Raw genomic sequence first — 15,284 nt, 5'->3', positions numbered from 1 at the left:
TAGAGTGGTGCCCACGGAGGGACTCGAACCCCCACACCTCGCGGCACATGGACCTGAACCATGCGCGTCTACCAATTCCGCCACGTGGGCACTGAACCTGCTAAGTCTGCTACAATATCAGGCTTTTTCATTTTTCGCTAGATCAACTTTTCATCGATCATGCGCAAGACGCATTACCTGCTACTGCTGCTGTCTTCCACCGCGGCGCTGCCGTTGCAGAAGAGACCGAGATTATAGCGGATGAATTTCAATAGTCAAAGACCCAAGCACGATCGCCTGCAATTCCCCCTCGCGATCCCTTAGCACGCTTCGTTAGGCGAATCCCCGGGACCTCCGTTACACTACGCCTGTCAAGGTGTCAATCCAACCACGGCGCCGCCCAGCGGCGCTCTTCCTGGCAAAAGAAAAAGAAACCGATTTGAAGCAACCTACTCACACCATTCCCAGCCGCGAGGAAATCCTTGCAGTCTTTCGCGACGCCGCCGAGCCGCTTGATGCGGCCGCGCTCGGGCGCGCCCTGAAGGTCAAGCCTGCCGCGCTCGAAGTGCTCGGACGCCGCCTGAACGCCATGGAGCGCGACGGCCAGATCCGTACCGACCGCAGCAGCGGCACCTATATGTTGACCGACCATTCCGGCTTTGTCGCCGGCAAGGTCAGCGCCCACCGCGACGGTTATGGATTCGTGATTCCGGAAGAGGGCGGCGACGACCTGTTCCTGTCCGACCGCGAAATGCAGAAAGTCCTGCATGGCGACCGCGTGATGGCCCGCGTGACCGGCACCGACCGCCGCGGCCGTCCCGAAGGCTCGATCGTCGAAGTGGTCGAGCGCGCCAATACCCACGTCATCGGCCGCCTGCTGAATGAAGGCGGGGTCTGGATCGTGGCGCCGGAAGACCAGCGCATCAGCCAGGACATCCTGGTGGCCGGCGCGCCCGGCAAGGCCAAGGCGGGGCAGGTGGTCAGCGTCGAGCTGATCGAGCAGCCGGGACGTTTCCAGCAGCCGACCGGCCGCATCGTCGAGGTGCTCGGCGAGCTGGACGATCCGGGCATGGAAATCGAGATCGCGGTGCGCAAGTTCGGCGTGCCGCACGTGTTCTCGCCGGCCGCGCTGAAGCAGGCCGCCAAGCTGCCGAACGAAGTGCGCGATGCCGACCTGCTCGACCGGGTCGACCTGCGCGACGTGCCGCTGGTGACGATCGACGGCGAGGACGCGCGCGACTTCGATGACGCGGTGTATTGCGAACCGGTGAAGATCGGCCGCGCCAAGGGCTACCGCCTGCTGGTGGCGATCGCCGACGTCAGCCATTACGTGAAACCGAACGACGCGCTCGACCTCGACGCGATCGAGCGCAGCACCTCGGTGTATTTCCCGCGCCGCGTGATCCCCATGCTGCCCGAGAAGCTGTCGAACGGCCTGTGCTCACTGAACCCGGCGGTCGACCGCTGCACCCTGGTGTGCGACATGGTCGTCACCGCGGAAGGCGAGGTCAAGGCCTACCAGTTCTATCCGGCCGTGATGCACTCGGCGGCGCGCCTGACCTATAACGAAGTGGCCGACATCCTCGGCAACACGGCCGGGCCCGAGGCGCAGCGCCGTCCGGGCATCGTGCCGCACCTGCTGAACCTGAACGAGGTGTTCCATGCGCTGTTGAAGGCGCGCCAGGAACGCGGTGCGATCGACTTCGAAACCACCGAAACCTATATCGTCTGCAACCCGCTCGGCAAGATCGAAAAGATCATCCCGCGCACCCGCAACGATGCACACCGCCTGATCGAGGAATGCATGCTGGCGGCCAACGTGTGCGCGGCGGACTTCCTGATCCGCCACAAGCACCCGGGCACCTTCCGCATCCACGCGATTCCGACCGAGGAAAAGCTGAACCAGCTGCGCACCTTCCTCAAGCAGGTGGGCCTGAACCTGGGTGGCGGCACCAAGCCGAGCGCGCGCGACTACGCCGAGCTGATGCGGCAAATCAAGGAGCGTCCGGATGCGGCGCTGCTGCAGACCATGCTGCTGCGTTCGATGCAGCAGGCGGTGTACAGCCCGGACAACGTCGGCCACTTCGGCCTGGCCTACGAGGCCTATGCCCACTTCACCAGCCCGATCCGCCGCTACCCCGACCTGCTGACCCACCGCGCGATCAAGGCCTTGCTGCAAGGAAGGCGCTACGATCCGAAGGGCATCGAGCTGGGCAAGCTGAACACGACGGTGTCGAACGCGGCCCGCAAGCAGGCCGCGAAAGACCGCGCCGAAGGCAAGCAGAAGAACGAGAAGGACCTGACCATCTGGGACGCGCTCGGCGTGCACTGCTCGGCCAACGAGCGCCGCGCCGACGAGGCCTCGCGCGACGTCGAGAACTGGCTCAAGTGCTATTTCATGCAGAACAAGCTGGGTGAGGAATTCACCGGCGTGGTCTCGGGCGTGACCCCGTTCGGCATCTTCGTCACCCTGGACACCCTGTACGTCGAGGGCCTGGTGCACATCACCGAGCTTGGCGCCGACTATTTCCAGTACGACGACGCGCGCCACGAACTGCGCGGCGAGCGCACCGGCAAGCGCTACCAGCTGACCGACCGCGTGACGGTCAAGGTGGCGCGGGTGGACCTGGAGGCGCGCAAGATCGACCTGGTGCTGGGTGCCAGCCTGACGCCGCCGCCGGCGCCTCTGGCGCGCGCACGCCAGGCGGCCCAGGAAGCGATGGAGCCGGCAGCGCCGAAGTCGCGCAAGGCGCGCGCCAAGTCCCGGACCGAGGAAGCGCCGAGCGCCCCGGCGCCGGCCGCCGAAGAGCTCGTGGAAGAAGAAGATGTCGTCTTCGTCCCGCCGACCCGCCGTTCGCGCTCCTCGCGCGGCAGCGGTGCTGGCGGCAGCGGCGGCACGGCGTCCAAGCCGGCAGCAACAAAGAGCGCCCCCAAAAAGGGCGCGGCAACAGCGGCCAAGACCGCATCCAAAACCAGCAGGAAGAAGAAGTAACGCATGAAAAATAAAATGATTTTCGGTTTCCACGCGGTGACCTCGCGGCTGCGCCACGAGGCTTCGTCGGTGGAAGAGATCTTTGTCGATACCACCCGCCAGGATCGCCGCATGCAGGACCTGATCGCCAACGCCAAGTCGGCGGGCGTGCGCGTCATGCCGGTCGATCCTTCGCGTCTCGACAAGATCACCGGCACCCGCCGCCACCAGGGCGTGATCGCCTTCGCCAGCCAGCTGGCGCTGGCGCGCAACCTGGACGAGCTGCTCGACGCGATCGAAGGTCCGCCGCTGCTGCTGATCCTCGACGGCATCACCGACCCGCACAACCTGGGCGCCTGCCTGCGCGTGGCCGACGGCGTCGGCGCGCATGCCGTGATCGTTCCGAAGGACCGCGCGGTCGGGCTGAACGCGACCGCGGCCAAGGTGGCCAGCGGCGCCGCCGAAACCGTTCCCTACATCACCGTCACCAACCTGGCGCGCACCATGCGCGAGCTCAAGGAGCGCGATATCCTGCTGATCGGCACCTCGGACGATGCCGACAAGGGGCTGTATGAGGCCGACTTCACCGGACCGGCGGCGCTGGTCATGGGATCGGAAGGCGAGGGCATGCGCCGCCTGACGCGCGAGACCTGCGATGTGCTGGTGAGCATTCCGATGTTCGGATCGGTGGAGAGCCTCAACGTGTCGGTGGCTTCGGGCGTATGCCTGTTCGAGGCGCGTCGCCAGCGGATGGCGCGCGAAGGCTGATCATGCTTTACGGCTGACGGGTGGGTTGTCGGCCTGCATGCCAACTCGGGTCTTCGCGAAGTGTGTTGTCGCGTGGGCGGGTTTCCCGCCCACCCGGCATCCCTGCCATCTCGCAGTATCCGCACCAGGCCCTTCTTGACCCCTCCTAAGCAAACCGCCCCCGGATACGCTACCATGGGCGTCGTCTTGCACCGATTACCACTATGTTTCCCAAACTGCGCGAAGACATCAGGAGCATCATCGACCGCGATCCCGCCGCCCGCAACGGCTGGGAGGTGCTCACCTGCTACCCGGGCCTGCATGCCGTCATCATGCACAGCTGGGCGCATGCCTGCTGGAGGCTGAACCTGAAGTGGCTCGGCCGCTTCATCTCCTATATCGCCCGCATCATCACGGGCATCGAGATCCACCCCGGCGCCACGATCGGCCGCCGCGTCTTCATCGACCACGGCTTCGGCGTGGTCATCGGCGAAACCGCCGTGGTCGGCGACGACTGCACCATCTACCAGGGCGTCACCCTGGGCGGCACCACCCTGGTGGCCGGCGCCAAGCGCCATCCGACCCTCGAGCGCGGCGTCATCGTCGGCGCCGGGGCCCAGGTGCTGGGCGCGTTCACGGTCGGCGAATACGCCAAGGTCGGCTCGAACGCCGTGGTCATCAAGCCGGTGCCGGCCGGCGCCACCGCGGTCGGCAACCCGGCCCACATCATCCGCAAGGAAGAGCAGGGCCGCAGCGCGCGCCTGTTCGCCGCCTACGGCGTCACGCCGAACGGCGACGATCCGCTGTCGAAGGCCCTGCGCGGCCTGATCGACCATGCCGCCCGCCAGGACGAGCAGATCGAGCGCATGGCCGCCATCCTCCGGGACGCGGGCCTATGCTGTCCGGATATGCGCGAGGGTGATAAACTCGATTCGGAACGACTGAACCGACTGGTTGACTAAGGAAACGCATGACAAATGAAGCGACTGGCGGCATCGACGCCGCAGCCGTGCTGGACCCGATCGAGATCCGCGTACTCGCGGTGCTCGCCGAAAAAGAAGGGCTCACCCCCGACAATTACCCGATGTCGCTGAACGCGATCGTGAACGGCTGCAACCAGCTGTCGAGCCGCGATCCCGTCATGCAGCTCAGCGACGAAACGGTGCTCGACACCCTGCAGCGGCTGACCGAGCGCAAGCTGGTCAACGGCATCACCCAGGCCGGCGCGCGCGTCACCAAGTACGAGCACCGCATGCGCATCAAGTGGACCCTGGAGCAGGACAAGGTGGCCGTGCTCGCCATCCTGATGCTGCGCGGCCTGCAGACGGCGGGCGAGATTCGCACCCGCACCGGCCGCCTGCACGAATTCCGCACCGTGGCCGATGTCGAGACGGCGCTGCAGTTCCTGATCGACAAATATCCGCCCCTGGTCGCACGCCTCGAGCGCGCGCCCGGCACCAAGGAGCCGCGCTACGGCCACCTGCTGGGCGGCGAGATCACGATCGTCGCCGGCGAGCAGGCCGCCAGCAGCGGCGGCGGCCTGACCCAGGGCGGCCGCATCGGCCAGCTGGAACAGGAAGTCGCCGCCTTGCGCGGCGAGCTGGAAGACCTCAGGTCCCGGTTCGAGGCGTTTCAGCGGCAGTTCCAGTAGCAGCTTCGGCGGGCGCCGGCGTGGCGAATTCCAGTTCCACCAGGGCGTCGTCGCTCCAGTGCTCGTCCACCAGGTGGATGCGGAAGTCGCGGCCCTCGATGTCCAGCTTCAGGCTGCGCTCGCCTTCGTGCAGGACCGCGCCGGCGAGCTTCTGGCCGGTGCGGAACGTGAATTTGGTGTCCGGCGTGTCGAAGAAGCTGCACCAGTCCGTGCTCCGGAGCAGGGTATTCACTGTCAGTACCCAGAACAGCGCAATCTCCTCCTTCGCGATCGCCACATTCACCTTGCAGGTCAGCCTCAGGTCGCCCAGGCGGCGCTGGTTCTTCGCCAGGCCGGGCGAGCGGATGATCGGTACCACGCGGTAGTCGCGGCGCTTCTGGTTCAGGGTGAGTTCTCCCCTGGCGTGCAGCGCCGCCTCGCTGCGCGGCACGGTGAACCTGCCGTCCTCGTCGACTTCCAGCGGCAACACGAAACCGTCCTCGCCTTCGATGCGCGCCACCGGCTGCAGCGCCTGCGGCGCCGCGCCGCGCGCTTCGATGCGGAAGCGCAGGACATCCACCTTCGGTGCCAGGTGGCGGTGCTTGTCGAAGCTGTCGAGGCCGGCGACGATGGCCGCATACTTGCGGACTTCGGGATCGCGGGTGGCATTCACATGGATGGTGTCGGGATTGCCGGGCGGCTGGTCCGCCGCCGCGGCGGGCGCGCCGCAGCAGATCGCCAGGGCCAGCATGAGGGCTGGGCTGCGCATGGTCTCAGCCCTCGTCGCGCCAGCGGCGCAGGCGCATCGCGGCGAAGATCATCGCGGCGCCGGCGATCGCGCCCAGCCACACGCCCGGGGTGGCCAGGGTGCCGTAGGAATGCGCCAGCAGCAGGCCGCCGTTCAGGCCATGCTCCATGTGCTGCAGCGTAGTGTTGTCGAGTTCGGCGAGCCAGACGCCGGGGAACAGGCCGCCCAGGCCGCGCGCCACGACTTCATCCACGAACCAGTCGACATTCAGGGTCATCCCGCCGAAGCGGCCCAGCAGGAAGTCGACCCACTTCAGGATCACCACCGCGACCAGCGGCGTGCCGACCGCCCACAGGAACACCTTGGAACGGGCCCAGGCGGACACCATCAGCAGCCAGCCGACGGTCGGCAGCGCGAACAGGATGTACAGCGGCAGGAAGCTCAGCAGGTAGAGCGGCGACAGGTAGAGGTTGACGTCGGCCAGCACCGGCGCGATCAGGTTCATGCCCTTGGCGGCGCCCACGGCCAGTCCGAGCACCAGCAGGATCAGCGCGGCGGCGATGCCGATCGCGATCGTCAGCAGGGGCACCACGAGCAGGGCGGTGACGACCTTGGACAGCACGGTCTGCTGGTCCGACAGCGGCAGCGACTTCCAGAACAGGATGCTGCGGTCGCGGCGGTCGTCGTACAGCGCCGCCAGGCAGTAGAAGAACACCACCGCCGGCAGCACCAGGAACAGCGGCGCCGACACCGCCAGGTAGCTCGAGGCCACGATGTCGGCCAGCTTGCCGCGCATCTGGTGCGGGATGCCTTCGATCGCCACCATGTGCTGGCCCTCGATCTGGAAGGTGGCCCCGTTCGTGGTGGCCATGCCGTACAGGAAGCCGCCGCCGATGAGGACCACCAGCACCGCGGCCACCGCCAGCGGCGCGAACAGGAAGGCCCCCTTGTGCTCCCAGAACTCGCGCTGGAGCAGCCATTTCATGGTTTTCATGCGTAGGTTCCTTTCATGGTGGCGACGAACAGGTCGGCGACGCTGGGATTGCGGGTCTCGCCGAGGGAGGCCAGCTGGTCGCGCGTGACGCCGCCCGAGCGCGCCGCGTCGAACAGCATCACCGACTTGCCGAACACGGTGCGCTGGTCGATCGGCTGCAGCGCATGGGCGGCATTCAGCTTGTCGGCCGGCACCATGACCTCGGTATAGCGCTCGCCGATCTCGTCCATCGACGCCGCCAGCACGATCCTGCCGTCGCGGATGAACAGCAGGTCGGTGAGGATGTGCTCGACTTCCTCGACCTGGTGGGTCGTGATGACGATGGTCTTTTCCTCGTCAAAATAGTCCTCCAGCAGGTTCTGGTAGAACTGCTTGCGGTAGAGGATGTCGAGGCCCAGGGTCGGTTCGTCCAGCACCAGCAGCTTGGCGTCGATCGCCATCACCAGCGCCAGGTGCAGCTGGACGATCATGCCCTTGGACATTTCCTTGACCTTCAGGGTGGGCTTCAGCTTGGTGAGCGCGATGTAGCGCTCGGCCTTGCTGCGGTCGAAGCGCGGATGCACGCCGGCCACGAAGTCGATGGCGTCCTTGACGCGCAGCCAGCGCGGCAGGATGGCGACGTCGGCGATGAAGCAGACTTCCTTCATCAGGTCGTCGCGCTGGGTGCGCGGATCGAAGCCGAGCACCGAGAGCTGGCCCTCGAAGGGAATCAGTCCCAGGGCCGCCTTGAGCGTGGTGGTCTTGCCGGAACCGTTGGGGCCGATCAGGCCGACGATGCGTCCCGCCGGGATGTCGAAGTCGACGTTGTCGACCGCGACCCGCTTGCCGTAGCGCTTGGAGAGGCCGCGTGCCGAAAGGACGGCGCTCATGCTGTACCTCCGGCTTCGGAGGCGCGCAGCAGCTGCTCGATGTTCAGGCCGAGACGGCGGATGCGCTCGACCATCGCCGGCCATTCTTCGCGCACGAAGCGCTCGCGTTCGGTGGCCAGCAGTTTCTCGCTTGCTCCTTCGGTGACATACATGCCTATTCCCCTTCGCTTTTCCACTAAGTTCTCGTCGACCAGTTCCTGGTAAGCCTTCGATACGGTGATCGGGTTGAGTTGATACTCGGCCGCGATCTGGCGCACGGAGGGCAGGGCGTCGCCGGCCTTCAGTACGCCGTCGAGCATCATGCCGACCACCCGCTCCTTGAGCTGGCGGTAGATCGGGGTGTTATCGTTCCAGCCGACTGTCATCTCCGGCCTCCCTGTCGTTGCGGTGCGGCGTGGTGTGCATGCCTGCCTCCCTGTTGGTGATGTGATGAAGTGGTGTTGTAGTGAAGTATAACAGTGGTCTTGTCGAAGTCAACATACATATTCGACAATTTTTTGCGGGGTGGCGCCAGGCGGCGGCGCGTGCGTGCGTGCGTGCGTGCGGGTGCGAGGCTGGAGGAGATGGGGAGAAGCGGGGCAGCGGTTGCCGCCCCGCATGAAGGCTGCTTACAGCGGGTTGCCGTCCTGGTCGTACCGGGTCAGCGCGCCATCAGGCGCCAGCGCGATCCAGCCGCCGCGCCGCGGCTCGGCGTCCAGCTCCCAGTCCGGCAGCACGTAGCGCAGCCTGCCGCCGGTCTCGTGCACGGCGGGGCGGTGCGTATGCCCATGGATGATCACCTGGGCATCGGTCGCATCGAACAGCGCGGTGGCCGCTTCCGGCGTCACGTCCATGATCTCGCAGGACTTGCCGGACTGCGCCTCGCGGCTGCCTTCGCGCAGGTTCGCGATGATGGCCTTGCGCTGGGCCAGCGGCATGCCGAGGAATTGCCCTTGCCAGGCCGGATCGCGCACCTGGGCGCGGAAGGCCATGTACTTGAGGTCGAGCGTGCACTGGGCGTCGCCATGCACCAGCGCCACGCGCCGGCCGCCGGCCTCGATCACGTGCGGCTCTTCCAGGAGGGAGAGCCCGGTCGCCTGCGCGAAGCCGGGGCCGACCAGGAAGTCCCGGTTGCCGGCAAGCCAGTGCACAGCCACGCCGGCCGCGCTGACGGCGCGGATGGCCTCGACCACGCGCCGGTGGAAGGGCTCGTCGAGATCGTCGTCGCCGGCCCAGTATTCGAAGATGTCGCCGAGCAGGTAGAGCCGCTCGGCATGGATTGCATGCTCCGCCAGGAAACGGAAGAAGGCCTCGGCCGTGGCGGGATGGGATTCCTGCAGGTGCAGGTCGGAAATGAAAAGCGCGAACGGGCGCGCGGACATCGTCATCGGATCAATCGGGGCGGCCCGCCGGCACGGGCGCGCCGCCCCCTGCTTCATTAGATGACTTCGACCTTCTCGATCACGATCGGGTCGACCGGCACGTCCGAGTGCATGCCGCTGCGGGTGGTCTTGACGGTGTTCATGGCATCGACCACGTCCTGGCCCGCCGTCACCTTGCCGAACACGGCGTAGCCCCAGCCGTCCTGGCCCGGGTAGTTCAGGAAGGCGTTGTCCTTGGTGTTGATGAAGAACTGCGCCGATGCCGAGTGCGGCGCCGAGGTGCGGGCCATGGCGATGGTGTACTTGTCGTTCTTCAGGCCGTTCTTGGCTTCGTTCTCGACGGTCGCGTCGGCGGCCTTCTGCTTCATGCCCGGCTCGAAGCCGCCGCCCTGGATCATGAAGTCCTTGATGACGCGGTGGAAGATGGTGTTGGTGAAGTGACCCTTGTTCACGTAGTCGAGGAAGTTGGCAACCGTCTTCGGCGCCTTGTCGGCGTCCAGTTCGATGGTGATGTTGCCCTGGTTGGTGGTGATGAGTACGGAGGTCATGGATTGTCCTGTCTGGTTGGTTTATTGTTAAGAATGCCTTTTGTGCACTCGTTATTTTACAAGCTTGTCGCCCTTGAGGAGGGTCGCGGACTTAATGAAGATCGGGGTGACCGGCACGTTTTCCATGCCGCGCACGTCATCGACCACGACGGACTTGATCTTGTCGACCACTTCCTGGCCCTTGATGACCTTGCCGAACACGGTGTAGCCGGAGCCGCCGACGTTCGGAAAATCGATGCCGGAGTTGTCGGCGACATTGATGAAGAATTGCGAGGTGGCCGTGTCGGGGTGGTTTTCCCGCGCCATCGAGATCGTGTACGGCAGGTTCGACAGCCCGTTGTCCGACTCGTTCTTGACCGGCTTGAGGGTCTTGCGGCCCTCGAGTTTCTCGTTCATGCCGCCGCCCTGGATCATGAAGCCGTCGATCACGCGGTGGAAGATGGTGCCCTTGTAGAAACCCGACTTCACGTAGGCCAGGAAGTTGGCGACGTTCTTCGGCGCCTTTTCCTGGTCCAGCTCGACGACGATCTCACCCATGGAGGTCTTGATCGACACCTGGGGCTGGTCGGCGGCGAAGGCGGCGGCCGAGAACAGCAGGCCGCAGGCGGCGACGGAAAGACGGGTGAGCAGGGCGCGGCGGGACGTGGCGAACGATGGCATCTGGCTTCCTCTGGTAGGCATTGCGCAATACACTGTCAAGAGTATTCAGGAAAAATAAAGCTGGGCTAGATGCGGCCAGCCGGGATTTTAACAATGCTATACTCTGCGCAAAACGTCCATTCTATCAAATAAGAACAACACCGAGGATACAGGCGAGCCCAAGCAGAAACGCCCGGCTGGCCGCGCACCAATGGTCGCGGCCGGGCGGCGCATTGCCGGCTCGCTTTCCTCTTGAAACGGTATTCAATGAGCCAACTGAAGATTTACAACACGCTCGCGCGTGACAAGCAGGTATTCGTCCCGAAGGTTGCAGGCAAGGCCGGCATGTATGTGTGCGGCATGACCATCTACGATTACTGTCATGTCGGCCACGCGCGGATGATGATGGCTTTCGACGTCGTCTACCGCTGGCTCATGGCCTCGGGCTACGAGGTCACCTATGTCCGCAACATCACTGACATCGATGACAAGATCATCAAGCGCGCGGTCGAGAATGGCGAGACCATCGGCTCGCTGACCGCGCGTTTCACGCAATACATGGACGAAGACACGGGCGCGCTGGGCATCCTGCCGCCGACCGTGGTGCCGCGCGCCACCGAGTACGTGCCGCAAATGCTGGCCATCATCGAGCGCCTCGAGCAAAAAGGCCTGGCCTATCGGAGCGACGACGGCGACGTCAACTACGCGGTGCGCGGCTTCGACGGCTACGGCAAGCTGTCGGGCAAGTCGCTGGACGACCTGCGCGCCGGCGAGCGCGTGGACGTCAATACCGGCAAGCGCGACCCGCTCGACTTCGTGCTCTGGAAGGCCGCCAAGGAATCCGAGCCTGGCGAAGTGAAATGGGAATCGAAGTGGGGCACGGGCCGTCCGGGCTGGCACATCGAGTGCTCGGCCATGTCGTGCGCGACCCTGGGCGAACATTTCGACATCCATGGCGGCGGCGCCGACCTGCAGTTCCCGCACCACGAGAACGAGATCGCGCAATCCGAAGGCGCCTTCGGCGGCCCGATGGTCAACTACTGGATCCACAACGGCTTCGTGCGCGTGGATAACGAGAAGATGTCCAAGTCGCTGGGCAACTTCTTCACCATCCGCGACGTGCTCAAGAAGTACGACGCCGAAGTCGTGCGCTTCTTCATCCTGCGCGCCCACTACCGCAGCCCGCTGAATTACTCCGACGCGCACCTGGACGACGCCAAGGGCGCGCTGACGCGCCTGTACACGGCGCTGGCCGATGTCGACCTGGGCGGCGCCAGCCCGGCCGTCGACTGGGACGAGGCCCACGCCGTGCGCTTCCGCGAAGCGATGGACGACGACTTCAACACCCCGCTGGCCGTGGCCGAGCTGTTCGACCTGGCGAGCGAAGTCAACCGCAGCAAGTCGGTCGAGGCGGCGCGCCAGCTGAAGGCGCTGGCCGGCGTGCTCGGCCTGCTCGAGCGCAGCACCCAGCAGTTCCTGCAGGCCGGCGGCGGCCAGGAAGAGGGCGGCCTGGACGAGGCGGCCATCCTGGACGCCATCGCACGCCGCGCCGCGGCCAAGGGCGCGCGCAACTTCGCCGAGGCGGACCAGATTCGGGCGCAACTCAGCGCCGCCGGGATCATCCTGGAAGACAAACCCGACGGAACGACCTGGCGCCGCGCATAATGGCAGCGAACAAGGACAAGGCGCTCGGCGTCGGTGCGCCCGCGTTGGCTTCGGAAGCGCTTGCCGTGCCCGTCTACTGGGCGGAAGCAAAGCTCGAGCTGATGCAGCGCGACCGCATCATGAACAAGCTGATCCCCCAGTTCGGGGACCTGCACCTGCGCGGCCATCCCGACCCCTTCACGACCCTGGCGCGCTCCATCGTGGGCCAGCAGGTCACGCCCAAGGCGGCCGACCTGGCCTGGGGCAAGCTGCTGGACACCTGCCCGAAACTCTCGCCGGCCCAGGTGATCAAGGCCGGCGCGGTGCAGCTCTCCGGCTGCGGCCTGTCCAAGCGCAAGACCGAGTACATCCTCGACCTGGCCGACAGTTTCAAGGCCAGGCGCGTCCATGCCGACCTGTGGTCGCAGATGGACGACGAGGCCGTGATCGGCGAACTGGTCCAGATCCGCGGCATCAGCCGCTGGACAGCAGAGATGTTTTTGATATTTAATCTGCTCCGGCCGAACGTCCTGCCCCTCGATGACGCCGGCCTGATCCAGGGAATCAGCCAGAATTATTTCTCCGGCGAACCTGTTTCGCGCAGCGATGCGCGCGAGGTGGCGGCCAACTGGGAGCCCTGGCGAACAGTTGCTACATGGTATTTATGGCGTAGTCTGGACCCGATTCCGGCATCCGGTACGGTAGAATGACGCCTGATTCGCCGCGCGCACGGACGCAGCGGCCACGAAACAACCCGGAGGTACAATGACTAAAACAACTTTCCTCAATTTTGAGCAGCCGATCGCCGAGCTGGATTCCAAGATTGAAGAGCTGCGGTTCGTGCAGGACGATTCCGCCGTCGACATCTCCGAAGAGATCGACCGCCTGGCCAAGAAGAGCCAGCAACTGACCAAGGACATCTACGCCAAGCTGACTCCATGGCAGGTGTCGCAGATCGCGCGTCATCCGCAGCGTCCGTACACGATGGACTACGTGAACGCGATCTTCACCGATTTCCATGAACTGCACGGCGACCGCACCTTCGCGGACGACCAGTCGATCATCGGCGGCCTGGCCCGTTTCAACGGCCAGGCCTGCATGGTGATCGGCCACCAGAAGGGCCGCGACACGAAGGAGCGCGCGATGCGCAACTTCGGCATGCCGAAACCCGAAGGCTACCGCAAGGCGATGCGCCTGATGAAGGTGGCCGAGAAGTTCGGCCTGCCGATCTTCACCTTCGTGGATACGCCTGGCGCCTTCCCCGGCATCGACGCGGAAGAGCGCGGCCAGTCGGAAGCGATCGGCCACAACCTGTACGTCATGGCCGAGCTGAAAGTGCCGCTGATCGCCACCATCATCGGTGAAGGCGGTTCGGGCGGCGCGCTGGCGATCGCCGTCGGCGACGCGGTGCTGATGCTGCAATACGCGACCTACTCGGTGATCTCGCCGGAAGGCTGCGCCTCGATCCTGTGGAAGACCTCGGAGCGCGCGTCCGACGCGGCCGACGCCCTGGGCCTGACCGCGCACCGCCTGAAGGCGATGGGCCTGGTCGACAAGATCGTCAGCGAACCGCTGGGCGGCGCGCACCGCGACCCGGCCCAGATGGCGCAGCTGCTCAAGCGCGCGCTGGCCGACACCCTGCGCCAGTTCCAGGGCATGAAGACCAAGGACCTGCTGGAAGCCCGTCACCAGAAACTGATGAGCTACGGCAAGTTCAAGGAAACGCTGCCGCGCGAAGAGTGAGCCGTATGAAAGCCGGGGCCGTCCCGGCATCTTTCGCGCAGGCCATGCACGGCCTGCGCGCGCAGTATCCCTTTTCCTCCCTCGCCATTGCCTGCAGCGGCGGCCTCGATTCGATGGTCCTGCTGCGGCTGGCGCATGCCTGGGCGGCGGAAGCGGGCGTGACCCTGTCCGCCTTCCACGTCCACCATGGCCTGAGCCCGCATGCCGACGACTGGCTGGCGCATTGCGCCGCCAGCTGCGCCGCGCTCGGCATCGCCTTCGACTTCCGTAGAATCACGATCCCGAAGGACAAGTCCGGGACCGAAGCCACCGCGCGCCGCCTGCGCTATGGCGCGCTGGGCGAGATGTGCCGCCTGCACGGCGCCGGCGTGCTGCTGACCGCCCACCACCTCGACGACCAGGCCGAGACCGTGCTGCTGCAACTGCTGCGCGGCTCGGGGCCGGCCGGCCTGTCCGGCATGGACGCCGCCAACCGGGCGCCCGGCCTGCTCGGCAGCGACGAGCTGGTCATGGCCAGGCCGCTGCTGGCCCAGCCGCGCGCGGCGCTGGAAGCCTGTGCGGCCGAACTGGGCCTGGCCTGGGTCGAGGATGAATCGAATCTCGATCCGCGTTATGCGCGCAACGCCTTGCGGCACACGGTGATGCCGGCCTTGTCGAGCGCCTTCCCCGGCTTCCAGCAGCGGCTGGCGCGCGGCGCGGCGCATGTGGCCTCGGCCCAGCGGATGCTGGACGAGCTCGCCGCGCAGGACCTGGGCGCCTGCCTGCTTGGCGAGGCGGTGGATCTGCAGCGCCTGCAGGCGCTGAGCGGCGACCGCATCCATAACCTGCTGCGCCACCTGTTCTCGGTGCGCGGACTGGCGATGCCTTCGACCGCCTGGCTGGCCGAGATGGTCGCCCAGCTGTTCGAGGCGCGCGAGGATGCGCAGCTCAAGGTCACCCATCCGGACTGCGAGATCCGCCGCCATCGCGGCAAGCTCCACATCACGCCGCGCCTGCCGGAACTGAGCGGCATGCGCGATCGCGACGACATCGGCGTGCTCGACAGGGAGGGGCAGGGCTTCCGCTGGCAGGGCGAAGCCGCGCTGGCGTTTCCGGCCTACGGCGGCGTGCTGCACATCGAGCCGTCCGAGCGCGGCTTCGATCCCGCCTGGCTGCGCCGCCAGCAACTCACGATCGACTTTCGCACCGGCGGCGAACGGCTCAAGCCGGCGCCCAACCGCCCGACGCGCAGCCTGAAGGCGCATTACCAGGCGCTCGGCGTGCCGGCCTGGGAGCGCGAGCGCCTGCCGGTGGTGTATCGGGAGCGGGAGGTGCTGTTCGCGGCCGGGATCGGCATGGACTGCCGCCACTTCGGCGCGGAGGGTGGGGAACTGGTCGCGCTGCGCTGGGAAGCGAGCCCGGCATAGTTTCT

Annotated in this window: 15 protein-coding genes and 1 tRNA gene; 8 read left to right on the top strand and 8 right to left on the bottom strand. The window is 66.0% G+C overall.

What is annotated here, in order from left to right; translation table 11 throughout:
* Positions 1-5: 5 nt before the first annotated feature.
* A tRNA-Leu gene (locus tag H162_RS0121405) sits at positions 6-90 on the bottom strand.
* Positions 91-418: 328 nt separating this feature from the next.
* Here H162_RS0121405 and rnr point away from each other — a divergent pair.
* The 4 genes from rnr to H162_RS0121385 all read left to right on the top strand — a co-directional run bounded on the left by rnr (position 419) and on the right by H162_RS0121385 (position 5,348).
* On the top strand, positions 419-2,971 hold the full coding sequence (rnr, locus tag H162_RS0121400; protein ID WP_020655545.1) for a ribonuclease R: 2,553 nt from the start codon (positions 419-421) through the stop codon (positions 2,969-2,971).
* Between the two features lie 3 nt (positions 2,972-2,974).
* On the top strand, positions 2,975-3,718 hold the full coding sequence (rlmB, locus tag H162_RS0121395; RefSeq protein ID WP_026354915.1) for a 23S rRNA (guanosine(2251)-2'-O)-methyltransferase RlmB: 744 nt from the start codon (positions 2,975-2,977) through the stop codon (positions 3,716-3,718).
* A gap of 203 nt (positions 3,719-3,921) precedes the next feature.
* The gene (gene cysE / locus H162_RS0121390) at positions 3,922-4,659 is read left to right on the top strand and encodes a serine O-acetyltransferase (protein ID WP_020655543.1); all 738 of its coding nucleotides are present in this window, start codon (positions 3,922-3,924) and stop codon (positions 4,657-4,659) included.
* An 8-nt stretch (positions 4,660-4,667) separates the two neighbouring features.
* Entirely contained in the window at positions 4,668-5,348 is a 681-nt protein-coding gene (locus H162_RS0121385) for a YceH family protein (protein WP_020655542.1), read from the top strand.
* Here the strand turns inward: H162_RS0121385 and H162_RS0121380 are convergent.
* From H162_RS0121380 to H162_RS0121350, 7 genes are all read right to left on the bottom strand, one after another.
* Complete coding sequence (locus H162_RS0121380) at positions 5,308-6,096, bottom strand: hypothetical protein (protein WP_156885732.1); 789 nt, start codon at positions 6,094-6,096, stop codon at positions 5,308-5,310. The two genes, H162_RS0121385 and H162_RS0121380, sit on opposite strands and share 41 nt — an antisense overlap.
* Before the next feature lie 4 nt (positions 6,097-6,100).
* Positions 6,101-7,069 (bottom strand): hypothetical protein, encoded by a 969-nt coding sequence (locus tag H162_RS0121375; protein WP_020655540.1) that lies wholly within the window; start codon positions 7,067-7,069, stop codon positions 6,101-6,103.
* Positions 7,066-7,938 (bottom strand): ABC transporter ATP-binding protein, encoded by an 873-nt coding sequence (locus H162_RS0121370; RefSeq protein WP_020655539.1) that lies wholly within the window; start codon positions 7,936-7,938, stop codon positions 7,066-7,068. Before H162_RS0121370 ends, H162_RS0121375 begins: the two co-directional genes overlap by 4 nt.
* Positions 7,935-8,303, bottom strand: a complete 369-nt coding sequence (locus tag H162_RS0121365) for a GntR family transcriptional regulator (protein ID WP_020655538.1) — start codon at positions 8,301-8,303, stop codon at positions 7,935-7,937. The genes H162_RS0121370 and H162_RS0121365 overlap by 4 nt, the downstream gene beginning before the upstream one ends.
* A gap of 243 nt (positions 8,304-8,546) precedes the next feature.
* Entirely contained in the window at positions 8,547-9,305 is a 759-nt protein-coding gene (locus tag H162_RS0121360) for a UDP-2,3-diacylglucosamine diphosphatase (protein ID WP_020655537.1), read from the bottom strand.
* Between the two features lie 50 nt (positions 9,306-9,355).
* Entirely contained in the window at positions 9,356-9,847 is a 492-nt protein-coding gene (locus H162_RS0121355; protein ID WP_020655536.1) for a peptidylprolyl isomerase, read from the bottom strand.
* Between the two features lie 51 nt (positions 9,848-9,898).
* Positions 9,899-10,507, bottom strand: a complete 609-nt coding sequence (locus H162_RS0121350) for a peptidylprolyl isomerase (protein ID WP_020655535.1) — start codon at positions 10,505-10,507, stop codon at positions 9,899-9,901.
* 246 nt (positions 10,508-10,753) lie between these two features.
* On the opposite strand from H162_RS0121350, the gene cysS reads away from it, so the two are divergent.
* Genes cysS through tilS form a run of 4 tightly spaced genes read left to right on the top strand, consistent with a single transcriptional unit; the run spans position 10,754 to position 15,279 of the window.
* Positions 10,754-12,151 carry a cysteine--tRNA ligase gene (gene cysS / locus H162_RS0121345; RefSeq protein ID WP_020655534.1) on the top strand — a complete coding sequence of 466 codons (1,398 nt, stop codon included), beginning with the start codon at positions 10,754-10,756 and terminating at the stop codon, positions 12,149-12,151.
* The gene (locus H162_RS0121340; protein WP_020655533.1) at positions 12,151-12,840 is read left to right on the top strand and encodes a DNA-3-methyladenine glycosylase family protein; all 690 of its coding nucleotides are present in this window, start codon (positions 12,151-12,153) and stop codon (positions 12,838-12,840) included. Before cysS ends, H162_RS0121340 begins: the two co-directional genes overlap by 1 nt.
* 55 nt (positions 12,841-12,895) lie before the next feature.
* On the top strand, positions 12,896-13,873 hold the full coding sequence (locus tag H162_RS0121335; protein ID WP_020655532.1) for an acetyl-CoA carboxylase carboxyltransferase subunit alpha: 978 nt from the start codon (positions 12,896-12,898) through the stop codon (positions 13,871-13,873).
* A 5-nt stretch (positions 13,874-13,878) separates the two neighbouring features.
* Positions 13,879-15,279 (top strand): tRNA lysidine(34) synthetase TilS, encoded by a 1,401-nt coding sequence (gene tilS / locus H162_RS0121330; protein WP_020655531.1) that lies wholly within the window; start codon positions 13,879-13,881, stop codon positions 15,277-15,279.
* The last annotated feature ends 5 nt before the right edge of the window (positions 15,280-15,284 follow it).

Origin of the sequence: Massilia niastensis DSM 21313 (assembly GCF_000382345.1) — a bacterium.
Lineage (GTDB): Bacteria > Pseudomonadota > Gammaproteobacteria > Burkholderiales > Burkholderiaceae_D > Telluria > Telluria niastensis.
This window is presented reverse-complemented; position numbering and strand designations above follow the sequence as displayed.